Origin of the sequence: Anoxybacteroides tepidamans (assembly GCF_014201465.1) — a bacterium.
Classification (GTDB): Bacteria; Bacillota; Bacilli; order Bacillales; family Anoxybacillaceae; genus Anoxybacteroides; species Anoxybacteroides tepidamans.
Window position 1 is genome coordinate 390,278 of the sequence record NZ_JACHEP010000001.1, and the last position, 22,329, is coordinate 412,606.

At 43.8% G+C, this 22,329-nt stretch carries 20 protein-coding genes, 12 tRNA genes and 2 pseudogenes; 9 read left to right on the forward strand and 25 right to left on the reverse strand.

Going from position 1 to position 22,329, the window contains the following annotated elements:
• The first annotated feature begins 110 nt into the window (after positions 1 to 110).
• Both HNQ34_RS01895 and HNQ34_RS01900 read left to right on the forward strand, forming a co-directional pair.
• The gene (locus tag HNQ34_RS01895) at positions 111 to 389 is read left to right on the forward strand and encodes a hypothetical protein (protein ID WP_183251051.1); all 279 of its coding nucleotides are present in this window, start codon (positions 111 to 113) and stop codon (positions 387 to 389) included.
• 353 nt (positions 390 to 742) lie between these two features.
• Positions 743 to 1,078 carry a hypothetical protein gene (locus HNQ34_RS01900; RefSeq protein ID WP_183251052.1) on the forward strand — a complete coding sequence of 112 codons (336 nt, stop codon included), beginning with the start codon at positions 743 to 745 and terminating at the stop codon, positions 1,076 to 1,078.
• A gap of 262 nt (positions 1,079 to 1,340) precedes the next feature.
• Here HNQ34_RS01900 and HNQ34_RS17910 read toward each other — a convergent pair.
• Both HNQ34_RS17910 and HNQ34_RS01910 read right to left on the reverse strand, forming a co-directional pair.
• Positions 1,341 to 1,572 (reverse strand): annotated as a pseudogene (locus HNQ34_RS17910) (SdpI family protein); the annotation flags it as partial.
• Positions 1,573 to 1,822: 250 nt separating this feature from the next.
• Entirely contained in the window at positions 1,823 to 2,329 is a 507-nt protein-coding gene (locus HNQ34_RS01910; protein WP_183251053.1) for a DoxX family protein, read from the reverse strand.
• 208 nt (positions 2,330 to 2,537) lie between these two features.
• On the opposite strand from HNQ34_RS01910, the gene HNQ34_RS17380 reads away from it, so the two are divergent.
• From HNQ34_RS17380 to HNQ34_RS01925, 3 genes are all read left to right on the forward strand, one after another.
• On the forward strand, positions 2,538 to 2,735 hold the full coding sequence (locus tag HNQ34_RS17380; RefSeq protein WP_246363682.1) for a diguanylate cyclase: 198 nt from the start codon (positions 2,538 to 2,540) through the stop codon (positions 2,733 to 2,735).
• 198 nt (positions 2,736 to 2,933) lie between these two features.
• On the forward strand, positions 2,934 to 3,221 hold the full coding sequence (locus HNQ34_RS01920) for a winged helix-turn-helix transcriptional regulator (protein ID WP_183251322.1): 288 nt from the start codon (positions 2,934 to 2,936) through the stop codon (positions 3,219 to 3,221).
• 98 nt (positions 3,222 to 3,319) lie between these two features.
• Complete coding sequence (locus HNQ34_RS01925) at positions 3,320 to 4,561, forward strand: aminopeptidase (protein WP_183251054.1); 1,242 nt, start codon at positions 3,320 to 3,322, stop codon at positions 4,559 to 4,561.
• A 77-nt stretch (positions 4,562 to 4,638) separates the two neighbouring features.
• On the opposite strand, the gene HNQ34_RS01930 is transcribed toward HNQ34_RS01925, so the two are convergent.
• The 18 genes and pseudogenes from HNQ34_RS01930 to HNQ34_RS02015 all read right to left on the reverse strand — a co-directional run bounded on the left by HNQ34_RS01930 (position 4,639) and on the right by HNQ34_RS02015 (position 13,157).
• Positions 4,639 to 4,712, reverse strand: a tRNA-Arg gene (locus HNQ34_RS01930).
• Between the two features lie 35 nt (positions 4,713 to 4,747).
• A tRNA-Gly gene (locus tag HNQ34_RS01935) sits at positions 4,748 to 4,818 on the reverse strand.
• 25 nt (positions 4,819 to 4,843) lie between these two features.
• Positions 4,844 to 4,914: transfer RNA gene (locus tag HNQ34_RS01940), tRNA-Cys, on the reverse strand.
• A 6-nt stretch (positions 4,915 to 4,920) separates the two neighbouring features.
• Positions 4,921 to 4,992: transfer RNA gene (locus HNQ34_RS01945), tRNA-Gly, on the reverse strand.
• 3 nt (positions 4,993 to 4,995) lie between these two features.
• Positions 4,996 to 5,070, reverse strand: a tRNA-Gln gene (locus HNQ34_RS01950).
• Between the two features lie 22 nt (positions 5,071 to 5,092).
• Positions 5,093 to 5,168, reverse strand: a tRNA-His gene (locus tag HNQ34_RS01955).
• Positions 5,169 to 5,175: 7 nt separating this feature from the next.
• A tRNA-Trp gene (locus HNQ34_RS01960) sits at positions 5,176 to 5,246 on the reverse strand.
• Between the two features lie 9 nt (positions 5,247 to 5,255).
• A tRNA-Tyr gene (locus HNQ34_RS01965) sits at positions 5,256 to 5,337 on the reverse strand.
• Positions 5,338 to 5,345: 8 nt separating this feature from the next.
• Positions 5,346 to 5,418 (reverse strand) — tRNA-Phe (locus HNQ34_RS01970).
• A 382-nt stretch (positions 5,419 to 5,800) separates the two neighbouring features.
• Positions 5,801 to 5,893: transfer RNA gene (locus HNQ34_RS01975), tRNA-Ser, on the reverse strand.
• Positions 5,894 to 5,898: 5 nt separating this feature from the next.
• Positions 5,899 to 5,971 (reverse strand) — tRNA-Ala (locus HNQ34_RS01980).
• 16 nt (positions 5,972 to 5,987) lie between these two features.
• Positions 5,988 to 6,061, reverse strand: a tRNA-Pro gene (locus tag HNQ34_RS01985).
• Positions 6,062 to 6,884: 823 nt separating this feature from the next.
• Positions 6,885 to 8,024, reverse strand: coding sequence for an MGDG synthase family glycosyltransferase (locus tag HNQ34_RS01990; RefSeq protein WP_183251055.1), 1,140 nt, complete (start codon positions 8,022 to 8,024; stop codon positions 6,885 to 6,887).
• A gap of 85 nt (positions 8,025 to 8,109) precedes the next feature.
• Positions 8,110 to 8,704: pseudogene (locus HNQ34_RS01995) on the reverse strand (DedA family protein).
• Positions 8,705 to 9,818: 1,114 nt separating this feature from the next.
• The gene (locus tag HNQ34_RS02000) at positions 9,819 to 11,198 is read right to left on the reverse strand and encodes a HAMP domain-containing sensor histidine kinase (RefSeq protein WP_183251056.1); all 1,380 of its coding nucleotides are present in this window, start codon (positions 11,196 to 11,198) and stop codon (positions 9,819 to 9,821) included.
• Positions 11,195 to 11,869 carry a response regulator transcription factor gene (locus tag HNQ34_RS02005; protein WP_183251057.1) on the reverse strand — a complete coding sequence of 225 codons (675 nt, stop codon included), beginning with the start codon at positions 11,867 to 11,869 and terminating at the stop codon, positions 11,195 to 11,197. The genes HNQ34_RS02000 and HNQ34_RS02005 overlap by 4 nt, the downstream gene beginning before the upstream one ends.
• Positions 11,870 to 11,882: 13 nt before the next feature.
• Complete coding sequence (locus tag HNQ34_RS02010) at positions 11,883 to 12,413, reverse strand: hypothetical protein (RefSeq protein WP_183251058.1); 531 nt, start codon at positions 12,411 to 12,413, stop codon at positions 11,883 to 11,885.
• Between the two features lie 120 nt (positions 12,414 to 12,533).
• On the reverse strand, positions 12,534 to 13,157 hold the full coding sequence (locus HNQ34_RS02015; protein ID WP_183251059.1) for a PepSY domain-containing protein: 624 nt from the start codon (positions 13,155 to 13,157) through the stop codon (positions 12,534 to 12,536).
• 189 nt (positions 13,158 to 13,346) lie between these two features.
• Here HNQ34_RS02015 and HNQ34_RS02020 point away from each other — a divergent pair, with 189 nt between their 5' ends.
• A complete protein-coding gene (locus tag HNQ34_RS02020) occupies positions 13,347 to 13,628 on the forward strand; it encodes a hypothetical protein (RefSeq protein ID WP_183251060.1) in 282 nt (93 codons plus the stop codon).
• 97 nt (positions 13,629 to 13,725) lie between these two features.
• Positions 13,726 to 14,163 carry an Hsp20/alpha crystallin family protein gene (locus HNQ34_RS02025; RefSeq protein ID WP_183251061.1) on the forward strand — a complete coding sequence of 146 codons (438 nt, stop codon included), beginning with the start codon at positions 13,726 to 13,728 and terminating at the stop codon, positions 14,161 to 14,163.
• A gap of 21 nt (positions 14,164 to 14,184) precedes the next feature.
• Here HNQ34_RS02025 and HNQ34_RS02030 read toward each other — a convergent pair whose 3' ends face one another.
• From HNQ34_RS02030 to HNQ34_RS02045, 4 genes are read right to left on the reverse strand one after another with little or no spacing between them, the layout of a single operon-like run.
• Positions 14,185 to 15,201, reverse strand: a complete 1,017-nt coding sequence (locus tag HNQ34_RS02030; RefSeq protein ID WP_183251062.1) for a LacI family DNA-binding transcriptional regulator — start codon at positions 15,199 to 15,201, stop codon at positions 14,185 to 14,187.
• On the reverse strand, positions 15,201 to 16,727 hold the full coding sequence (galT, locus tag HNQ34_RS02035) for a UDP-glucose--hexose-1-phosphate uridylyltransferase (protein WP_312856078.1): 1,527 nt from the start codon (positions 16,725 to 16,727) through the stop codon (positions 15,201 to 15,203). The genes HNQ34_RS02030 and galT overlap by 1 nt, the downstream gene beginning before the upstream one ends.
• A 2-nt stretch (positions 16,728 to 16,729) precedes the next feature.
• Entirely contained in the window at positions 16,730 to 17,716 is a 987-nt protein-coding gene (galE, locus tag HNQ34_RS02040) for a UDP-glucose 4-epimerase GalE (protein WP_183251063.1), read from the reverse strand.
• Entirely contained in the window at positions 17,713 to 18,900 is a 1,188-nt protein-coding gene (locus tag HNQ34_RS02045) for a galactokinase (protein ID WP_183251064.1), read from the reverse strand. Before HNQ34_RS02045 ends, galE begins: the two co-directional genes overlap by 4 nt.
• A 156-nt stretch (positions 18,901 to 19,056) precedes the next feature.
• Here HNQ34_RS02045 and HNQ34_RS02050 point away from each other — a divergent pair, with 156 nt between their 5' ends.
• Entirely contained in the window at positions 19,057 to 19,830 is a 774-nt protein-coding gene (locus HNQ34_RS02050; protein ID WP_183251065.1) for an EcsC family protein, read from the forward strand.
• A gap of 36 nt (positions 19,831 to 19,866) precedes the next feature.
• On the opposite strand, the gene HNQ34_RS02055 is transcribed toward HNQ34_RS02050, so the two are convergent.
• Positions 19,867 to 21,519, reverse strand: a complete 1,653-nt coding sequence (locus HNQ34_RS02055) for a glycerol-3-phosphate dehydrogenase/oxidase (protein ID WP_183251066.1) — start codon at positions 21,517 to 21,519, stop codon at positions 19,867 to 19,869.
• Positions 21,520 to 22,126: 607 nt separating this feature from the next.
• Here HNQ34_RS02055 and HNQ34_RS17385 point away from each other — a divergent pair.
• The gene (locus HNQ34_RS17385; protein ID WP_246363736.1) at positions 22,127 to 22,213 is read left to right on the forward strand and encodes a multicopper oxidase domain-containing protein; all 87 of its coding nucleotides are present in this window, start codon (positions 22,127 to 22,129) and stop codon (positions 22,211 to 22,213) included.
• Positions 22,214 to 22,329 lie beyond the last annotated feature (116 nt).

The following is a 22,329-nucleotide window of genomic DNA, read 5'->3' on the forward strand; positions in this document are numbered from 1 at the left end:
TTTTATCAGGCGCAGCCACCGTAAAATCCGTGTTTGCACTGATAAGTTTGTCCGTGTCTTTGGCGACTGTTCTTGCATTTACTAAAAGCAAGGAAAGGAGGAAGATGATGATGGATTTTATGCAACAAGCCCGCCATTTAGTGGGGCACAACATACGGGTCATTACCGTACATGGCACTTTCACAGGGACGTTGTTATCGGTAGGGAGCGACTTTCTGATCATGAGGGTACGGATCGCCGGAAGATTGCGGCGCATTCTCATCCGCTTAGCGCTCATTATTGCCTTATTCCGCCTCTTAGGACCCATTTCGTCAGGATATGAACGTTCGCACACCTCATCCGCTGATGATGATGTTCTCGAACAATATTTGATGGATGAAGACGACTAGACGCATGAAAAAGGGTTCACTCGTTTCGAGTGAGCCCTTTAGCCATCTTAAGCCCGTAATGAATCAACCAAAGAGGCTTAAACTTTACTGATTGTTTGATGAAAGCACGAAAAAAGACCTCAAAATGACGAGGAATTATACTTTTTTACAAGCAACTTTTTCAATGATCCCACATTTTTACTTCCTTTTTTCAAAAATGATGGACAAATCATACGTCGTTTTTAGACGGGAAATGTTGACAAATCAAAACGCCTTGCCGAATGGAGGAAAAACAGCGCTTAACAAAAATTCATGTTTCGATGACCGGATTATGGTATAATGGTAGAGATAATGAAAAGAAAGGAGCGTCCCTAATGTCGAAAATTACAAATGAAATGATTTGGCAGGCCATTAAAGAGCTGGCGGATCAACTAAAAAATCATATGGAAGAAACAAATCGCCGGTTTGAGCAAATTGACCAACGATTCGAACAAATTGACCAACGGTTCGAACAAATCGATCAGCAGTTTGAGCACACGAAGCAACAACTATCCGAAATGAATGAGCGGTTTGACCAATTCGGACAAAAGATCGCCCAAATGGATAAACAGCTCACCGATGTAGCGAACGGCCAAAAAATTCTCGTGGAAGAATTGTTTGACAACAAAAAAGAAATCAAGCGGGTTAAAAATGTGTTAAACATGTATTAATCGACATTTGGGATAAAACTCAATTCGCTTGCCAAACGGTCAGCAACGCTTGGAATCGGCTTTTCATTTTACGTCGGCACGCCGTTTTCTTCTAAATAGCGGCTCACTTCCTCGCTATTTTCCACTTCAAATACTAGTTGGCTTTTGCTGTTGTACCCGTCGCGCTTTTCCACACCGATATGCAATTCGACGTCCCCTGTTTTGTACTAAAGACCGACATTTACCTCGAGCGCCTCGGGCTTTTCGATTTCCTTCCACGCCATCAATCAAGTTCATGAATAATGACATACAAATAGCCGATCATCGTAATAATGATAAATAGGAGGAATTTTCATTTATCTTCCAAAAAAACATTGTCAGCATCAAGGCGAATCCTATCAATACAAACACTTTTCCGCCCAACCGATGCGTTTTGTTCCAAACGGTGTTTCATTGGCAAGTGTCCAAGGTGTACGAATTCTGACGAAATAATTATGCTTAACTTTTGGCATATAACACGAGTGTTGATTATCCATTATTTTACTTAAAAATACAGAATCGTATGGCTGAACACAAGCTTTTCTGCCACATCCCTCGAACAAGAACGCCAGCGGGCAAATGAATTTGCCCGCAAAGCGTTCATTGTTTGAGGAGGGCATGCGTACAGCATGCCCAGTCGGCAAGCTGAGCTTAGCCGACTACGGCAGAAAAGCTAGGAATAGAGCGATGTCAACTTGTTTTTAATGGTTACGCCTGAGCAACGATTTATGAAACAGATGCAATGTGTCGACGCTGTCTTTTTTTCAAATATTTTCGAACACACGGGATCACCCAATGGTCAAGCCCAAATTTTCCGGCGTTGGCGCCAGCAACAACAATGAAAAAAGTCAACAAAACCATTTGCGGATTCGTGCTTGTCGTTCCTGAAAACATAAAGGCAAAATTCATCACAGCCCCCATCAAAGCAGCGAATGTTGTGAATATACCAAGAAGCAACGCAATACCGACTAACGTTTCGCCCCATGGAACAAGGAAGTTAAAGAATCCAACATTCGGTAAAGCAACATTTTCAATAAATGAGGCCCACCAACGTTGTACCGCCGGATGCTCTCCTGATGCTTGGGAAAGCGCTCCTTTCAAAAATCCTGTCGCGTCAAATCCGCCCGTCAATTTGCGCCATCCTGCTGTCAACCACTCATACCCAAGATATAAACGGAACAACGTCAAAACGGCAGCAGCGCTAACATGTTCTCGCAACCATTTTACTACCATGTTCCATCTCCCCCTTACTTTTTACTTTTTACACTTATATCATACCACTTTTTTCTAAATAACTTAGCGAGATTGATCATTATTTCACATTTTCTCAACAAAACTTTGACAAATCCTTGAACGAGAGGAAGATTTTTTTAACTTTTGCAGAAACGTTGCTCATAATAAATAATATAGAAAAAATTAAATTAGGTACGGAAGAGTTGCGTTGCAAGTATTAGACGATCCGATTCACCATTATGATTATGTACAAATCGTCAGCCGCTATGTCACGATCAGTTTAGGAGTAGCAACGATGAAACCACATGTTTCTTCAGACATAAAACAGCTCATCGCTCTTGCTGATGAAGCTCTATATAAAGCGAAACAAAATGGCCGAAACCGCATCGGCACATCGTTTCGGTAACCGGCAAGGCACCGCTTGCCGGTTTTTTTCATAAAGGCAATAAATCAATCAGTGATTCCTTTTTGTATTGATGCGATCACCAAATTATGAGAAAATACGAAACAGCAGAACGATGAGAAGGTGAATGACGTGAGTGAATCAAAAAAGAAAGCCGTCCCTTGCGCTTCATCGAGCCTTTGTCCGAAATTTGAAGCAGCCATGAAACTTTTAAGCAAACGCTGGGTTGGGCTTATTATTAGCCAGCTATTAGAAGGAAAAACGCGGTTTTCAGAAATCGAATCATCGATTCCCATTAGCGGAAAGCTGTTATCAGAACGGTTAAAAGATTTAGAAGAAGCGGGGATTGTGGAACGAAACGTCTATCCGGAAACACCTGTACGTATTGAATATGTATTAACGGAAAAAGGACGAGCATTGAAGCCAGTGATCAAGGCAATCGAGCAATGGGCTCAAACATGGGCAGACGAAAAAGGGTTCTCCGACTAATCCGGGCAACTCTTTTATTTTAAGTGCCATCGTTGTGTAGATCGTTCTATAATGATATGATCGTAAAGGATACACAGCAAGGATTAGGAGGAAGATAAATGAGTCATTTTGAACAAAAGTTGGACAAATATGCGGCATTGACTGTTCATATGGGCGTTAATATCCAGGAAGGACAAACGCTCGTTGTCAATGCGCCGCTTGATGCAGCCATACTCGTTCGAAAAATCGCAAAACAAGCATACGAAGCTGGCGCCAAACACGTATACGTCGAATGGAATGACGAAGTTCTTACATACATTAAATACAAACATGCCCCTGATGAAGCGTTTTCAGAATATCCGATGTGGCGCGCACAAGGAATGGAGCAGCTCACACAAGAAGGCGCAGCGTTTTTATCGATTTATTCACCGAACCCTGATTTATTGAAAGATATCGATCCGAAACGAATTGCGACATTTTCGAAAACGTCCTCACAAGCGTTGAAAAACTATCGGAGCGCCTTAATGGCTGACCAAAACTGTTGGTCAATTATTTCTGTGCCAACCCCTGCGTGGGCAAAAAAAATCTTCCCGCATTTATCGGAACAGGAAGCGATCGACAAATTATGGGACGTCATTTTTGCGGTGACGCGCGTTCATGAAGACGATCCGATCGGTGCTTGGGAGGTACATAACAAGAGGCTTGCAAAAATGGTCAAGTATTTAAACAATAAGCAATATCGACAGCTCGTTTACAAAGCGCCAGGAACGAACTTAACGATCGAGCTCGTCGACAATCACGTATGGCACGGCGGAGCAGCAGTCAGCCAAAGCGGAATACGCTTTAATCCGAACATCCCGACTGAAGAAGTGTTTACGATGCCGCATAAAGACGGCGTAAACGGAACAGTGCGCAACACTAAGCCGCTCAACTACGGCGGCAATCTCATTGATGGGTTTACACTTACCTTTCAAGATGGAAAAGTTGTTGATTTTACAGCTGAAACAGGATATGAAACATTAAAACATTTGCTAGAGACGGACGAAGGTGCACGTCGTTTAGGAGAAGTTGCTCTCGTTCCACATCGCTCGCCGATTTCTGAATCGAATTTGATTTTTTACAATACGTTATTTGATGAAAACGCCGCTTGCCATCTTGCGCTCGGAAAAGCGTATCCGACGAATATTCGGGACGGCGCCTCGATGTCAAAAGAGGAGTTGGCTACATACGGCGTCAACGACAGCCTCATTCACGCAGACTTTATGATCGGCTCTAATGAGCTTAACATTGATGGCATCACAAAAGACGGAACACGCGAACCGATTTTCCGTAATGGGAATTGGGCGTTTGAATTAGATTGACCGGCGTCCCCGCTTACAGCCGAAACCATACAAAAAATCCTCTTTCCGGTTTTGGAAAGAGGATTTTTAGCGTCTAGCGTCCCAGGAGAGATTCGAACTCCCGACCGACGGCTTAGAAGGCCGCTGCTCTATCCAGCTGAGCTACTGGGACATAATTTCGAAAAGTGTTGAAAACAGGCAACGGGAAGCGGGTGATGGGAATCGAACCCACGACGCCAGCTTGGGAAGCTGGAGTTTTACCATTAAACTACACCCGCATATTAATGTTGTTTATGGGAATAAAGGCGGCACCCGGATTCGAACCGGGGGTAAAGGTTTTGCAGACCTCTGCCTTACCACTTGGCTATGCCGCCGTAAAAAGCGGAAGACGGGACTCGAACCCGCGACCCCCACCTTGGCAAGGTGGTGTTCTACCACTGAACTACTTCCGCATATGGCTGGGGTAGCTGGATTCGAACCAACGCATCACGGAGTCAAAGTCCGTTGCCTTACCGCTTGGCTATACCCCAATATGTGTTTATAAGCAGCTTATGGGGCGACTAGTGGGAATCGAACCCACGCATGCCAGAGCCACAATCTGGTGCGTTAACCACTTCGCCATAGCCGCCATGTGACAGGGGCAGTAGGAATCGAACCCACACCGGAGGTTTTGGAGACCTCTGTTCTACCATTAAACTATGCCCCTATATAACGATGGAGGGGGACGGATTCGAACCGCCGAACCCACTGGGAGCGGATTTACAGTCCGCCGCGTTTGGCCACTTCGCTACCCCTCCAAAAAAGATGGCTCGAGACGGAATCGAACCGCCGACACAAGGATTTTCAGTCCTTTGCTCTACCGACTGAGCTATCGAGCCGTAATATTAACATATTCATCTTATTCAGCACCTGCTTCGCACAGTCCTTCGTCCCACTCTTAGCATGCCAATTCAAGCAGCGGCTCGAGCGGTACGCGGATGTTATTTCAAAGATGATTATTCGGATGTGTCCTTTCCTCTTCTATGCGTCGGGACAACTTGCTGCCCATTCATAGAAGCATTGCACGTTGCTCTGCCAACTGTGCCTCTTCTAGCCTATTCGAATATGACAGGTGTGTCAAGGCAACTTGCAACATATTCACAAATATTTCGCTCGTCACTATCGAACCGCAATATAATAATTGCCTAAATTTTGTCTTTTCTTCTAGGGCAATTAGTAGTTTTGTCGCTCATTTATGTACAAAAAGAAAATATATATGTATGGCGGAGGAGGAGGGATTCGAACCCCCGCAGGCTGTTACACCCCTATCGGTTTTCGAAACCGACCCCTTCAGCCAGGCTTGGGTACTCCTCCGTAAATGGAGCCTATCGGGATCGAACCGATGACCTCCTGCGTGCAAAGCAGGCGCTCTCCCAGCTGAGCTAAGGCCCCAAGAGATATTAAATGATCGGGAAGACAGGATTTGAACCTGCGACCTCATGGACCCGAACCATGTGCTCTACCAAGCTGAGCTACTTCCCGATTTTTTTAGATATGCTGGGACAACTCAACGCTGATTTTTATGATCTACGGAGCGAAAACTGGACTCGAAACCGCACCCCCCACTTTGGCAAAGTAGTGTTCTACCACATGAACTACTTCCGCATTCATAAAAATGGTGAGCAAGTATTATTATAATGAATGGCGTCAAGTTGTCAATATCGTTTTTTATGACGAATTGATCCTTTCATTCACTAACGACGCTTTAAATTTTATTTTATAATTATTATTTTGTCAATATATTTTTTATGGAAGTCTACTCTATTGCCTTAACTGTTCATCGTCACTCGTTTATTGCAATGTATATTATTTTTCCTTTCTCGATCAATCGACTATAATGACAATTTTATGCATTTTGGGCCGTGACAAAGAAGAGAAATTTTCGTGCTCACATTTGTTGAGCTGTTTGAAACGTATCGGTCACTATGGTCGAACCGGCCGCTGATCAAAGACGAAGCGTTTACAGAAGAAGCTGTAAATCGCTCCGTTATGGGGCAATAGATGTTCAACATATTGCCCGAAGCATTAATCCTCTAACAGAAGAAAATATTTCAAAACAAAAATTCTCTGGGAAATGAATTTATAAAGCTAAAATTTTGATAAAAACGTAGTGACTTCAAGCAGATGCGATTTTAGTGTTCGGCTTTAAATAAAACCCCATCAAAATTCCGTAATCCGTATCATCGATCTGTTATTGCTCACATATCACGTAACGCACGAATAATCATCTCTTCACACCTTCATTTCCTAAAAGCTTCTCTTCATGATGATCAACGGACAACTGCACGAGGCGTTCAATCTATTGTTAGCGGAAGAGCACACGATGGTCTTCTCGATACACCGTCACAATGTCCTTTAAGGCGTTTTGCGCCGTTTTTTCGATTTGCGAAAAATACCCGTTAACTCGTTTGCCAAAGCGATTTTGCTCCTTTTCATTACTGAGCACATAAGCGATTTTCCGTTCATAATGCTCTAATCCGGTTAAATTGTAAATCAGCCCATGTTTTTCGAGATAGCGTAAATTAATCTCCTCTTGACCAGGCAAATAGTCGATCGTAAAAATCGGTAAACGTTTATGCAATACTTCGCTCACCGTTACCCCGCCCGGCTTCGTAATGATCGCATCGACTTCATTATATAGCCGATTCATTTCTTCAATATCGCATATATATCGAAAAGGGCGGATATTCGGGTGCTTCCAACCTGCGATTTCTTCATATAGTTTTTCATTCGTCCCGCATAAAACGGAATAGCGGAACGAGTAGGAATTTTCCATTTTCCCAAAAAAATCAATCATATTGCCAAGTCCTTGATTTCCCCCTGCCAACAGCAAGTGAAACTGCTCGTGCTTTCCTTTCATTTCGTCCCCTTTTGACATGAACGTTTCATGGACGGGAATACCGGTGACGATAATTTGCTTCTCCTCTATGCAGTATCTCGCCACTAGCTCCTGCTTAGCCTCCGCGTGGGGAACAAAATGATAATCAATCCCCTGTTTTCCCCAAATCCCGTTCATAAAAAAATCGGTATATACGTTGATGACTGGAGTTTGAACTTCTTTTCGTTTTTTCAACCGTTGCAAAATACGCGATGGGAAAGAATGCGTACAAATAATCAGCTCTGGCTGCTCCTTTTCCACCATCTTTTTCATTTTATGCTCGAAATAAGGCAGCCATAGCTCGAGGTGAACGAATTCTAACCGCTGAAAATCCGGATACATAAGCGCTTTATACACGCGATGATACGACGATGGATGGGAACGAATCCACCGTAAATACATTTCCGAAACGATTTTTTCAATATATTCGTTGCAATAGCTTAAAAAATCTATTTTTTTGCAAAACACGGTTGGGATTTGTGTTTGTAAAAAATCAATCAATGCGTCAGCGACTTTATGATGGCCAGAGCTCATTTGAAACAATGGTAATAAAAGAATTCTCATCATCGCTAACTCCTTTCAAAATGAAGGACTGACATAAATGTAAAAATGTCAACAAAAAACTCTTCGTAAATATAGGATTTGTCCATACTTACAGTTTCTTTCGCATGTTCTTCTTTTTATACAATGTAAACAAAACGTATACGAAAGTTAAAAAGGCAGCAAACATCATAAAAGATTGAATATACGGTTTTGCTACTTCATTGATGTGTTACCACCGGTTTCCTAGTTGCATACCGAGATACACAAGTAAGATGAACCAAAGGATTACGGCGAAAGTAGTGTACAATATAAATTTCATTAAAGACATTCTCGAAATTCCTGCCGGTATGGAAATAGCATGACGATAGGAATAAAACGAGCTGTAAAAATGACTCCCGATCCGTATTGAGAGAACCACGCTTCGGACATATCAATATGCCGTTTCCGAATGAAAAAGTATTTTCCGTATTTCTGTAAAAAGGCCTCCCTCCGTAATACCCCATCCAATAAAGAAACAGTTGCGCAACTGTGCCGCCGATTGTTCCGGTAACGATCGCTCCAACAAAATTAATTTTTCCTTGCAAGACAAAGAATCCATCGTAAAACAACACGATTTCGCTTGGAATCACTTCGAGCATCAATCCAAGCGCAATGCCTAAGTCCCCTAAATTTGTTAGATTTGTTAACACATGAGTGTTGATTATCCATTATTTTACTAAAAACAGAGAATCGTATAGCTGAACACAAGCTTTTCTGCCACATCCCTCGAACAAGAACGCCGGGGCATGCGTACAGCATGCCCAGTCGGCAAACGGTACGTTTGCCGACAACGGCAGAAAAGCTAGGAATAGAGCGATGACAACTGGTTTTTATTGGTTAATCAACACGCCTAGTTAACACTTCATAAACAAATTCTTTCATCATTAAATTATCCTCCCACGCTACATTGCCACTCTATTCGTTTTTATTTAGAGAACACGAATCGTTTTTGACCAACATAATTGAGAACGGTATAAAGGGCGGTACCAAATAAAACAACCACATTGCCTGTATACTAGTGGGGTACAATTGCAATAGTGTCCATCGCCCAATGTGTGCAAGTTGTTTTCTAAGGAAGTAAGAAACGAGTAGCACGCCATAATGACAATCACAAAACGAACAGCGCTATTGGCAATCAGTATAGTTACGACTGACACCGATCGTATTGCCTGTTGACGTCGTTCACCAATGGAAAAAGTGGACCAGATAAAGAAGTGTATCCATCGAAGACAGCCCTACCGCCGTGTTGTTGAGTCCAATGAGCAATAAACAAAAGAAGGGGTGATTCATGCGCTCACCCGTTCTTTCTGTTGCATATTGTCTACATTTTCTTCAATCGTATCGCTGTCTTGTCGTTGATTGACGAATTTTTTCAATATATCTCCAAAACCCATACTCATGAATAAAATTGTCCGATCAACTAAACTGAGATCATCAACAATGGCCATCCGTTCTTTTTTTCGAGATGTCAGTTGCCTTACAACACGTTACTCACCTCATGTATTTATAAAAAGACCATAGTTTTTTGGAAAGTGCGCATTAATAAAAATAACCGCAAAAAAAGGTGTCCCAAAAGTGATGGAACCCTCTCCTATACCACCATAATATACAAAACAATCGATAGTCTGTCGTCAAGTCACATTCTCCACTGTTAACTAAACCGGTTACTCAATATGATAACTTGTTTTGTTGGTTAATCAACAAGATATACGAGAAACATTAATTTCTTGTGGCGAATCGTTCTTCCTCATTTTGAAGTGGATCTTCTTTTTCCCGCTCTCACTTCATAATAGGAAATGTCACGGTAACCGTCGTTCCTTGACCTTCTTTGCTTTCGATGGAAATCGTTCCGCCATATTTTTCGACGAGACGCTTTGCAATGGAAAGTCCGAGGCCGTTTCCACCTTGTTTTCTGCTACGAGCTTTGTCCACTCGATAAAATCGGTGAAAGACGTAAGGAAGATCCGCTTGTGGAATCCCGATTCCAAAATCTTTTATTTCTATTTTGGCCACATCGTCCTCTTGATACAAGGAAACATGGATTTCTTTCTTTGATTCTTGGCTATATTTCACCGCATTGTCCAATAAAATGACAAAAATTTGTTCTAAATGACGTGCAACAATACGAATATATGCTGGTTCGCTCCGCATTTGCCGAAATGTGTAATCAGCATATGCGCTTTCAAAATTTCGAATGACCGAATCCATAACCGAGCGCGCGTCAACCATCTCCCATTCTGTCATATTGGGCGCTTCCGATTCGGCACGTGATAGCTCTAACAGTTCCTGTACTAATTGATTGAGCCGTTCCACTTCTTTTAAACTGGACTGTAACGATTTGTTTAATACATCCGGATCATGCTTTCCCCAACGATTTAACATCGTTAAATGTCCTTTAATGATCGTTAATGGTGTTCTTAGCTCATGCGACGCATCTTCGACAAACTGCTTTTGTTGTAAAAACGATTGTTCTAAATCGTCCATTAGGTCATTAAAAAGCTTGCCGAGCTGTGCGAGTTCATCATTTGTGTCATTGACAGGCACGCGCTCATTCAATCCATTTTTTTTAATTCTTTGCACCGTATTCGTCATCGCTTGAACGTTGACAAGAAGTTGTTTGGCAATAATCGTTCCGCCTAAAAAGCTCAAAATCACAGCACCTGCACCCGTTGCTACCATCACAAAAAAAATCGTATCCCGAAAATCATCGAACGTTTCCATGTTACGAACAATTTCAATCGTCCCTGGAAACACAGTCATCGGAGAACGAAGAATCAATAACCGATCTTCGCGGTGATACACCATTTCATATTGTAAAGATGCCACTGTTTTCGGTTTGACCCAGCTGCTCGGGACGAAATGAGAAACTTCGAACACCGGCTTCCCTTTCATATCCAAAATCCGAATCAATTGGTTTTTTTCATTAATCGCGGCAAAATATTGGGCGTATCGTCGTAGCTCCAAAGGATCTCGTATCGACTTTTCCTTCAAAAATGCTTCGATTTCCGTCAGTTGATGCTTACTGTTTTGCTTTTCGTAATTGATGCTCCACTTTTCAATGACTACATACTGCAAAATGTTATAGGATACAAACAACATGCACAATAGAACAGAAGACCAAATTGTTAGCTTCCATTTGACCGGGAGTTTTTTGATCATTCTCTCATCACATATCCGACGCCGCGAACCGTCTGGATATATTGTTCTTTATCTTCTGCGTTCAGCTTATTTCGCAAATACCGAACGTACACGTCCACTACGTTCGTTTCGATGACAGAATCATATCCCCATACTTGATCTAACAGCACTTCACGAGTCAGCACACGATTAATGTTTTTCATAAACATTGAAAGAAGTTCAAACTCTTTGTTCGTTAGCTCGATCATATCGGTTCCACGTTTGAGCACCCGTGATTCCACATCCAATTCAAGATCTTTAAACGTTAAAACGAGCGGCCTTGTTTCCTTTTTTTCCTGTCGGCGAAGAATCACACGAATCCTCGCCAATAACTCTTCGATCGCAAACGGTTTGACTACATAATCATCCGCTCCGCTATCTAGTCCCATGACGCGATCCATCACACTGTCTCTAGCAGTTAACATAATAATCGGCGTATCTTTGACGTGCCGTACACGACGGCAAACTTCGACTCCATTCAACCCAAGCAACATCAAATCAAGTAAAATGACATGATAGTCTTGCTTCAACGCAAGTTCAAGCCCCTGCCTCCCATCATACGCTACATCCACTTCGTATCCTTCATATTTCAGTTCAAGCTCTAGAAATTCCGCTAATCCTTCTTCGTCTTCAATGATTAAAATGTGGTACATATTACCCCCTACCTTACATGAGCAAATGAATAACTAAGCTAATCCCGAATAAAAGCGCGACCCATTGGTGCATTTTTTTATAGCTTTTTCCGTTTTTCCCTTTTCCAAACCACTGCAAAACATATCCGAAGGCGACAACCAATATTAAACTGACGAACGCCCCGATTCCGCTATATACCCTTCCTATTCTATCAAAACCGCTAAATAAAAAGTAAGTACCATGGCTCATCACAAGCAAAAACGTAATCCAACCGAATAGTGTATGATATTTTCTGAAAAACAAAAACCATTCTTTTACGTGATGCTGCCACGTTATGTTTCGTTTTTTCAACTGGATGAAACCGTGGCGGATAAGCCATAAGCTCCCGCCGGCGATCGCACTAAATTCCGCTAAACTGCCTAAAAATTTATATATTTCTTTATAAGCTTCGCTTTGCCCTGTTAACAGCACTAAAATAAACATCGTCACACTTAAAGCTACTAACAACGCTCCAACTATTTTTATGAATAAATGAAACAGGTGATGTGAGAAAACAGCTCTCATTTACTTTCACTCCCTTTTGGGCTTATCATACCGTACTTTCATAAAGAGAAAAGGTAAAACAAATGAAATTTTTTTCATAAAATCAGCTCCTCCGAATGTCTCGAAGGAGCCGATTGAATATTAGTTTTGATCATCTGCTTCTACTTTCAATACTTTTCCTGTTTCTGCATCAATTTTGACTTCTTGTTTTCCTTGTTTCGTTTGAATGGTTACGCTGTAAACCGCTTCATTGTTTTCCTTTTCTACATCCACTTCTTTGATCTCTCCGCTTACTTCATGTAAAGCGATGTTGGTGGCTTCTTCTTTCGTGATTTTTACCGAATCCGCTTCGCCGCCATTTTGATCATCGTTTGTTTCCTTGTCGCTATATTCCCCCTCGTTTTTGTCTTGATCGTTTTGATCAATGTTCACAACAGCACCTGTTTGAGCATCAACTTTAACATCGTACAACTTTCCTTGCTCACCTTTTACCTCTACCGCATATACGACAACACCATCTTCATTTTCAAGTTCTGTCCCATTTTCTTGTCCTTTTACATGTTGAAGCGCAATGGCGATCGCTTGCTTCTCCGTGATTTTCGCTGTTGCTTGCAATTGATCTTTCTCTTGTTGTTCAGACACTTCTTTGTTTGACGCTGGCGCTGTTTGGCTTGCCGCAAACGCATCATGTTTGAGAGCGGCGCCGATCATTCCACCTCCAACAATTGAAAGTGCTAATGCAGGGATTAAAAATTTTTTGTTCATGTCGTTTTCCTCCTCGTATTATAAAATCGTTTGACAGTAATGATCGTACCTTTCTTAAATGAGACGAACGAAAAACCGATATGAACAAGCGATAATACTTTCATGAAAAATTTTTAACATTTTCTTTCTCTTCTTGTATCTTTTATAATTGTAATCGCGTATCTCAAGCATTGACAAAGGGGGATTTTCGTGCTCACGTTTGTTCAGTTATTCGCAGCCTACCGCTCGCTTTGGTCGAACCGGTCGCTGGCCAAAGACGAAGAGCTTACGGAGGAAAGCTGTAAATCACTTCTTTATGAGGCAATAGAAAAAGAACTGCGCGATGAAATGACTCATCCGCGCGTCCGGCAAGCTCCAGAAGTGAAATTCCATTACGCGGTGAAGCGAATCATGGCCGCACCGTTAACGGAAACCGAAAAACTCGCTTTAATTGAGCGACATTTAGAAGTGATGGAATATATTGCTCTGTAAAAGGTAAGCGCAAACCGCTTACTTTTTTCATTCGTTTGTCATAAAACAAACGAAGTTGAACAAACTATGTACCGACATCACGAAAGGAGGAGTTTAAATGCCTTTAGTTCCTTATGATCCGTTTCGTCATTTCGAGGCGATGAGACGCGATTTAAACCGTTTTTTTACCACTGATTTTCCATCTCTTTTTCACGCTGATGAAATGCTCATGCCGCGCATCGATATGCATGAAACAGAAAGCGAGTATATCGTTTCGTGCGATCTTCCGGGACTTGAGCGGAAAGAAGACGTTCATATTGACGTGCACAACAACGTGTTAACAATTAGCGGGACGATTCAGCGCAATGAAACGATTAAAGAAGAGCACATGCATCGCCGTGAGCGCTTTTTTGGCCGCTTCCAACGCTCGATTCCGCTACCGGCTAACGCTTCCGCGGACCAAATTCATGCGACGTACAAAAACGGCGTACTCGACATTCGCATTCCAAAAATCGCGTCCGACCAGCGGAAAAAGATCGACATCCAATTCCATTAAAAAAAGGTGGACCTGCTCGGTTCACCTTTTTTCGCATGAGCCGCTGCTTTCGCGGATGATTAATTGGGTAGGAATGACGACTTTTTTCGATAAATGGCGTTTCGTTGCCAATCGTTCGACCAACAATTCGACCGCGGTTTCGCCCATAAATTCGGTATACACTTTCACCGTCGTTAATGGTGGCTGGACAAATTCCGCTGTCGGAATGTCGTTAAAACCGACGACTGAAACGTCTTTCGGAACGTGAACGCCCGCTTCATGAAGCGCTCGCAATGCGCCGATTGCCATCGAATCGCTCGCGATGAAAAAAGCGGTCGGACGATCTTGCTTGAACAGTGCTTCCTTCATAAGGCGATAGCCATCTTCGGCAGTAAACCGTCCCGTCCACACATAATTCGACTCATACATTCCTTTCACGTATAAATATTCATAAAACGTTGCTTCCCGCTCGTCGCGAATGAGCATCTCTCCGTCCACATATTCTCTCCCGCCAATGTAGCCGATTTTTTCATGGCCAAGCGAAAGTAAATAATCAAGCACCCGAACCATCGATTGGCGAAAATCAATCACGACCGAATCAAACCGCGTCTCATCTGGGGAACAATCGACAAACACAATTTGTTCCGTGCTTGTCGTAAACACTTCAATATCTTTCGGGCCAAACTTTCCGACCGCGATAATGCCATCTAGTCCTGCAAGCCATTCCGACTGGTACGAATCGCCTTGTTTAAACAGTTTAACGAGCTCGATTTGCCGGTCAAAGCATTCTTTCTCCACCCCAAGCCGAATCGCCATGTAATACGGGTCGCCTAATTCTTGCAGCTCGGAATACCAATGCACTAATCCAAACCTTAACCGCTCTTTCGCTAGATGCTGGTTGCGCTCGCGCAACGTTTTATAGTTCAGTTCTTGCGCGACTTCAAAAATTTTTTTCCTTGTTTCATCGGAGACAGATAGCGTCGGGTCATAGTTCAACACTCGCGACACCGTCGCCACCGACACACCGACTTTCTCGGCGATTTCTTTTAATGTTGCCATTATCCACCCCTCTTTTCGTCTGTTGTGACCGTTTGTAAAAACCGCCGAAACGCCTGTTTGCCTTCTTCTGTTCGCTTGAATACACCCGCATGCTCAAGTACCGTAATAAAGCGCTTCCCTACTTCTGTCCGCAAAATGTCCCACACATTTTCCGCTCGGATAAAAGGATAGGAGGCGCGGATTTGTTCGTACCAATCCCAATGTTTGAGCAGCGTTTCTTCCCATTTGTCTTTGCTTACGTTGTGAACGAGATAGGTTGCCAATGTTTTTAATTCTTCCGAAAGCCTTCCCGGCAATACCGCTAGCCCCATGACTTCGATTAACCCAATGTTTTCTTTTTTCAAATGGTGCAGTTCTTCATGCGGATGGAAAATGCCGTATGGGTGTTCTTTTGACGTTCGATTATTCCGCAACACGATGTCCATTTCAAACAATTCCCCGCGCCGTCTGGCAATCGGCGTAACGGTATTATGTGGCGTATCACCAGTATAGGCGTAAATTTCGACGCTCGGGTCGCTATATGTTTGCCACGTGCGATAAAGCAAATCTGACGCTTCTAGCACCTCATCTTTTCGACCGCGAAGACGAACGACCGACATCGGCCAACGGACGATGCCGGCGGTTAGCGTCGGAAATGCCGGCAATGATATATATTCCTCGATTTCTGCTTTTTCCATCGCAAACGTATAACGCCCGCCTTGAAAATGGTCGTGCGCTAAAATCGAGCCGCCGACAATCGGCAAATCGGCGTTTGACCCGATAAAATAATGCGGAAATTTTTCGATAAAATCAAGCAGTCGTGCAAACGTTTTTCGTTCCATTTTCATCGGCACGTGCTCCGCATGAAAGACAATGCAATGTTCGTTATAATACAAATAAGGGGAATATTGAAAATACCATTGCTCATCAACTAACGATAACGGAATGATGCGATGATTCGCACGCGCTGGGTGATGCCACGTTCCTTCGTACCCTTCGTTTTCCGCACAAAGAACGCATTTCGGATAAACAGACGGAGGAACTTCTTTTAATTTGGCGATTTCTTTCGGGTCTTTTTCTGGCTTCGCTAAATTAATCGTTATATCCATATCCCCGTATTCCGTTGGAACTTTCCAATGCTCGTTTTTCGCGATCCGATCCGTTTGAATATAGTTGGACGCGCGGCTAAGTGAATAAAACCAGTCCGTCGCCTGTTTCGGTGCTTGATTGTACCGCTCGTAAAAGGCGCGAATAACTTCCGACGGCCGCGGCATGAGGCAGTTCATAAGCTTAGCTTCCCATATATCGCGCTCGGTCGCCGTGTTCGTCTGTAACAGCCCCTGCTCGTATGTCCAGTCTAAAATAGTACGCAAAATAGAAGAGGGAGTGGAGAGGCAGACAGACATTTCTGCCTCTGGAGGATGCCATTCTTCTAATTGCAAAGCTGAAAGCAGCCGATTCCGTGTATAAATGACATCTTCCGGCTGAAGCAAACAATGCGCGACGCCGTACTGAATGAGTTTCTCAATTGCCGCATAAATGTTCACGGTCACACACCCCGATATCCGTTCGGGTTCGCTCGATGCCATTCCCAAGCGGAAGTAACAATTTCATCAATCGTTGTATACGTTGGCTCCCAGCCGAGTTTGCGCTTCGCTTTATCAGAAGAAGCAACTAATCGTGCCGGATCGCCTGCGCGCCTTGGCACCACCCTAGCCGGAATGTCGTGGCCGGTCACACGGCGAGCCGCTTCGATCACTTCTTTGACCGTAAATCCGTTGCCGTTACCGAGGTTAAACACATCGCTTTTCGCTCCGCTTCGCAACTTTTCGACGGCCAGCCAATGCGCGTCGACTAAATCAAGCACGTGAATATAATCGCGGATACACGTTCCGTCATGGGTATCGTAGTCATCGCCAAAAATTTGGATTTCGCTTCGCTGTCCTAACGGAACTTTTAATATCAGCGGGATTAAATGCGTTTCCGGATCATGATCTTCCCCTAAATGTGCCCCATAAGCACCAGCGACGTTAAAATAGCGCAAGGAAATATAACGAATGCCGTACGCTTGGTCGACCCATTTCATCATTTTTTCCATCGCCAGTTTCGTTTCCCCGTACGTGTTCGTTGGTGCGGTCGGATCAGTTTCGATGATCGGAACTTGCTTCGGCTCTCCGTATACCGCAGCGGTTGAGGAGAAAACGATTTGCTTCACGCCGAATTCGTTCATCATTTCCAACAACACTTGCGTTCCGTATACATTGTTATCATAATACTGAAGCGGCTTTTGCATACTTTCACCGACAAGCGAATTCGCCGCAAAATGAATGACCGTATCGATGTCGTATGTTTGAAACACTTCACGCAAAAAGTCACGGTCACGAATGTCGCCTTGATAAAAGACAGCTTCTGGATGAACCGCCTCGCGATGCCCTGTCTGCAAATTATCAACGACAACGACTTTTTCTCCTTTTTCGATTAAGCGATGCACCGCATGGCTGCCGATGTAGCCGGCGCCGCCGCAAACAAGAATCATAACATCATCTCCTCTTTTTCTGCTATTTCTTTTGCGCCATCACCAATTTTCACGACGTAGAAACTGGCTTCATAGCCGATTTTTTGCGCATATTTCCGTCCGACTTGTTCGATGAAAGAAGGGATGTGTTCGTCTTTAACGATGTTCACGGTGCAACCGCCAAAACCGGCCCCGGTCATGCGAGCCCCGATCGTCCCTTCATGTTCCCACGCTGCTTCCACCAACGTATCAAGCTCTGCTCCTGTCACTTCATAATCATCGCGCAGTGAAATGTGAGATTGTTTCATCAGTTCGCCAAAGCGCCATAAATCCCCGTTTTCCAACGCCTCAGCCGCCCGTATCGTCCGTTCATTTTCCGTCACCGCATGACGGGCGCGCTTTTGTTCGATCGCAGAAAGAAGATGCTTATATTGTTCGAACTGTTCGCTCGTAAGATCTCCGAGTGACTGAATCGGAAGTTGCTGCTGTAACTTGGCAAGAGCCGCTTCACAAGTGGCACGTCGTTCGTTATACGCCGAATCAGCTAATCCACGCTGTTTGTTCGTATTGGCGATGACAATCGAGCAATCGCTCAGTACTAATGGCAAATAACGGTACGTCAACGTTTGGCAATTTAATAAAATCGCGTGGTTCTTCCTTCCCATCCCGACCGCGAATTGGTCCATAATGCCGCAATTAACACCGATATAGTTATTTTCTACGTTTTGGCTCATTTTTACAAGATCAAGCATGTCGAGATTCGCATGAAATAGCTTGTTGACCATGACCGCTGTTACAAGTTCAATCGAAGCAGATGACGACAGCCCTGCCCCGTTTGGAATATTTCCGTAGTACAGAACATCAAAGCCGCTGTCAATGATAGCACCTGCCGCTTGAAACGCCGCTATAATTCCTTTCGGATAGTTCGCCCAGCCGTGCTCGCCGCTATATGATAAATCTGCTAGCGGAACCGTAATTACTCCTTTTTCTGGGAAGTTTTGCGAATAAAACCGAACGTTTGCGCTTTTCGTTTTTCTCACCAATGCATACGTACCGATTTGTAGCGCGCATGGCAATACATGCCCACCATTATAGTCCGTATGCTCACCGATTAAATTCACGCGGCCTGGGGAAAAGAACGTGCGAATTTCCTCTTCGATCCCACCAAACCAAGCCATAAAATCAGCTTTTAACTGTTTGATCATCCGTACGCCTCCTAAATTTTTTATATCTTATAGTAAATATTTTAGTAAAAATTTTATTAAATAACAATACGATCTCGCCGGTTGAAACAATTTTTTTGTGACAAACGTATAACAAATAACAAATACATCCACGTTATGTATAAAGGGGGCTGTTTCATGGAAACAAAACAATTTTTAGAACAGGAGTTAAAAAAAATCGAACAATGGGAACACGATCAAAAAGACTTATGGTTTTGGGAAAAGCTCGGACGGCTTCCGTTTAAAGTATTGGATAAGCTGACACCACCGATTGTACATAAAAAACTCGGACAGCTTTTCGACGAACTCGGCAGCTACATCCAAAGCGGCGGGCAATATCTTGTGAACGATGTAAAAATGCTTGAAAAATTTTCTGTAGCTTCCATTGAGCAAATTGCTCACCTACCGCTGGAAACGATGGACCGCGTTTGCGATGAATTAGTCGAATCACGTATTACGTTCGCTCAATACCAAGGAGCGACAACCGGCGTGGGCGGACTGTTTACACTCGCGATCGATATCCCGGCCATGCTAGGCTTGGCGTTAAAAACATTACAAGAAATCGCCATTGCTTACGGCTATGACCCGAAAGAAAAAAAAGAACGCATTTTCATCGTAAAATGCCTTCAGTTTGTTTCAAGCGACATTGTCGGCAAAAAAGCGATTCTCGAGCAGCTCACCTCGTTTTCTAACGACCATCAGCAAGTATTTTCCCAGCTGCAAGGCTGGCGGGAAGTCATTATGACGTTCCGCGATCAATTCGGCTGGAAAAAACTCTTTCAAATTGTGCCAATCATTGGCATTATTTTCGGCGCGATGTTTAACAAAATGTTTATCGAAGACATTGCTGAAACCGGAAAAATGTTATACCGGAAGCGGCGGATTTTGGAAAAAATAAATTCCGTTGTCTAGGTCCATCTAGACAACGGAACGGTTACAAAACACAATTTATTTGTAAGCAGGTGTTGTCCCCACCGCCTCTTTTATTGCTTTTTCCAGCTCTACAGTATATGCTCGTTTCTGTTCATCCGACCATTTCAAGTAATCCGCCATAAAGCGAGTGACGGCGTCTTTCCACGTTCGCACGGATGCGATGTTGAAAAAGAGCGCGCCGGTACGGCGGATGAAGTAGTCGGTTGGTCTGACGGCCATCTCTTCTTCGATCGCATATAGAAGCGTCGCAAACACCTCGCGCGAAAGACCAGAGTCAGCCTCATAATACTGGCTGAAGGCAAATAAGCGGTCGACGTTCGTGCCGTATTGTTTCGCAAGGCGCATGCCCTCCTCTTTTGTAAAGCCATATCGCACTGCTTCTTCCACTTTTTGTGCGATAAAAGCAGGCAACGCATGAGAACCACCGACAGCGCCGCCGGAAATCGGCAAATGTTTCGTTTGGCAAGGACGGAATGTTAGTCCTTCTTCTTTTTCAAGCTGTTTGGCGACAAGATCGACAACCGTTTCTGCCATTTTGCGGTAACCAGTTAACTTCCCTCCTGCGATCGTAACAAGACCTGACGGCGATTGCCAAATTTCATCTTTCCGCGAAATTTCTGATGGGCTTTTTCCTTCTTCGTAAATGAGCGGCCTTACCCCTGCCCAGCTTGATTCGATGTCCTTGGCCGTAACGTGTACAGATGGAAACATATAATCAATCGCCTGCAACAAATAATCGCGATCATCTTCCGTCATCGTCGGGTTGGCAAGGTCCTCGTCGTAAAACGTATCGGTCGTGCCGACGTACGTTTTTCCATCGCGCGGAATCGCAAATACCATCCGCCCGTCTGGCGTATCAAAATAAATCGCCTGCTTGAGCGGGAAGCGCGTCTGGTCGATGACGATATGAACCCCTTTTGTAATTTTTAACATTTTTCCATTTTTCGAGCGATCTTTTTCCCGCAACGTATCGACCCAAGGACCCGCGGCGTTGATCACTTTTTTCGCATATAAATCGTACGTGTTGCCGCTCAGCACGTCGCGGCAACGCGCGCCGATGACGCGACCATTTTCGTATAAAAACTCTTCCATCTTCACATAATTGACCGCATCTGCGCCACATTGAACCGCTTTTTTCAATACTTCGATCGTCAAGCGGGCATCATCCGTGCGATACTCCACATAATAGCCGCCGCCAAGAAGCCCTTCCTTTTTTAAAAGCGGCTCTTTTTGAAGTGTTTCTTCTGCGCTTAACATCGTGCGGCGCTCGCTTTTTTTTACGCCTGCTAAATGGTCATACACCCACAGACCGATCGATGTGCTCCATTTGCCGAACGTTCCGTCTTTATAAATCGGAAGCAGCATCCACTCCGGAGTCGTCACGTGTGGGCCGTTTTCATACACGATCGCCCGCTCTTTCCCAACTTCAGCGACCATTTTCACTTCGAACTGTTTTAAATAGCGAAGCCCGCCATGCACAAGCTTTGTCGAGCGGCTCGATGTTCCGGCCGCAAAATCTTGCATCTCGACTAACGCCGTTTTCATTCCTCGCGTTACAGCATCTAGTGCAATGCCACAACCTGTAATTCCTCCCCCAATTACTAACACATCATAACGTTTGCGGCTCATCTTTTCTAAATATTCTTGGCGCTTTGCAGTTGAAAACATCGTTTCTCCTCCCCTTTCGGAAAACAAAAAGAGACCACACCAAACACGACAAGCCTTTGCTTATCATGTATGCATGGTCTCTCCTAATCTCCTGACATCTTATATTAACTTGATTTTTATTATAACGAAAACCGGCTCATTTGCCTAGTAAAAAATTTATTTTTGTTGTTGAGCTTGAGCGCATTGATGTTGATATTAGCGGGTTGCAGCGTTCCAACGATGGACCATTCGTGTATGAATCATCCACCAACGGGTGAAACCGATACAGGTTGGACAGCAAAATGAAACGCACCCCATCCAAACATCTGAAGGAAAAGTGGTTATGAATTTGGAAACAAAAGAAGTTCATTGTATGTTCAATGATGAGCTGATGGAGAATATATGGTGCTATAATGGGAGTTTGCTCGGACAAGAAATCCGTGTTCAAGAGGGGGGATCATGTCGTTATTAATTTAACGAATACTCTTGATGTTCCCATCGCTTCACACCCCGCATGGACTCCCTGTTCCAAGTCAACTACCCCCACTTAGCTAACGCTTGAAGTGGGGGTCTCCTCGCCAATGGTGACGAAATGAATGACGTGCTAGGAGTGACACAAAATGCTATCATGCTTGGAGAAACATTTATCTATGAGTTTATAGCGAATACGCTAGGGACTTACTGGTATCATTCTCATCAGGACGGTGTTAACTAGGTGGGAATAGGGTTGTACGGCGCTCTCGTTGTTGAACCGAAAGATCAGCCGGATTATGATTTGGATAAAATAATCATGATTGATGAGTGGTCATCGCTGGGGATGGATCTCGCTAG

Bases quoted from the DNA above. Each gene is read 5' to 3' on its own strand.
- HNQ34_RS01895 (WP_183251051.1), top strand. From the start codon at position 111: ATGGATTTTATGCAACAAGCCCGCCATTTAGTGGGGCACAACATACGG.
- HNQ34_RS01900 (WP_183251052.1), top strand. From the start codon at position 743: ATGTCGAAAATTACAAATGAAATGATTTGGCAGGCCATTAAAGAGCTG.
- HNQ34_RS01910 (WP_183251053.1), bottom strand. From the start codon at position 2,329: ATGGTAGTAAAATGGTTGCGAGAACATGTTAGCGCTGCTGCCGTTTTG.
- HNQ34_RS01920 (WP_183251322.1), top strand. From the start codon at position 2,934: ATGAAACTTTTAAGCAAACGCTGGGTTGGGCTTATTATTAGCCAGCTA.
- HNQ34_RS01925 (WP_183251054.1), top strand. From the start codon at position 3,320: ATGAGTCATTTTGAACAAAAGTTGGACAAATATGCGGCATTGACTGTT.
- HNQ34_RS01990 (WP_183251055.1), bottom strand. From the start codon at position 8,024: ATGATGAGAATTCTTTTATTACCATTGTTTCAAATGAGCTCTGGCCAT.
- HNQ34_RS02000 (WP_183251056.1), bottom strand. From the start codon at position 11,198: ATGATCAAAAAACTCCCGGTCAAATGGAAGCTAACAATTTGGTCTTCT.
- HNQ34_RS02005 (WP_183251057.1), bottom strand. From the start codon at position 11,869: ATGTACCACATTTTAATCATTGAAGACGAAGAAGGATTAGCGGAATTT.
- HNQ34_RS02010 (WP_183251058.1), bottom strand. From the start codon at position 12,413: ATGAGAGCTGTTTTCTCACATCACCTGTTTCATTTATTCATAAAAATA.
- HNQ34_RS02015 (WP_183251059.1), bottom strand. From the start codon at position 13,157: ATGAACAAAAAATTTTTAATCCCTGCATTAGCACTTTCAATTGTTGGA.
- HNQ34_RS02025 (WP_183251061.1), top strand. From the start codon at position 13,726: ATGCCTTTAGTTCCTTATGATCCGTTTCGTCATTTCGAGGCGATGAGA.
- HNQ34_RS02030 (WP_183251062.1), bottom strand. From the start codon at position 15,201: ATGGCAACATTAAAAGAAATCGCCGAGAAAGTCGGTGTGTCGGTGGCG.
- galE (WP_183251063.1), bottom strand. From the start codon at position 17,716: ATGATTCTTGTTTGCGGCGGCGCCGGCTACATCGGCAGCCATGCGGTG.
- HNQ34_RS02045 (WP_183251064.1), bottom strand. From the start codon at position 18,900: ATGATCAAACAGTTAAAAGCTGATTTTATGGCTTGGTTTGGTGGGATC.
- HNQ34_RS02050 (WP_183251065.1), top strand. From the start codon at position 19,057: ATGGAAACAAAACAATTTTTAGAACAGGAGTTAAAAAAAATCGAACAA.
- HNQ34_RS02055 (WP_183251066.1), bottom strand. From the start codon at position 21,519: ATGTTTTCAACTGCAAAGCGCCAAGAATATTTAGAAAAGATGAGCCGC.
- HNQ34_RS17385 (WP_246363736.1), top strand. From the start codon at position 22,127: ATGCTTGGAGAAACATTTATCTATGAGTTTATAGCGAATACGCTAGGG.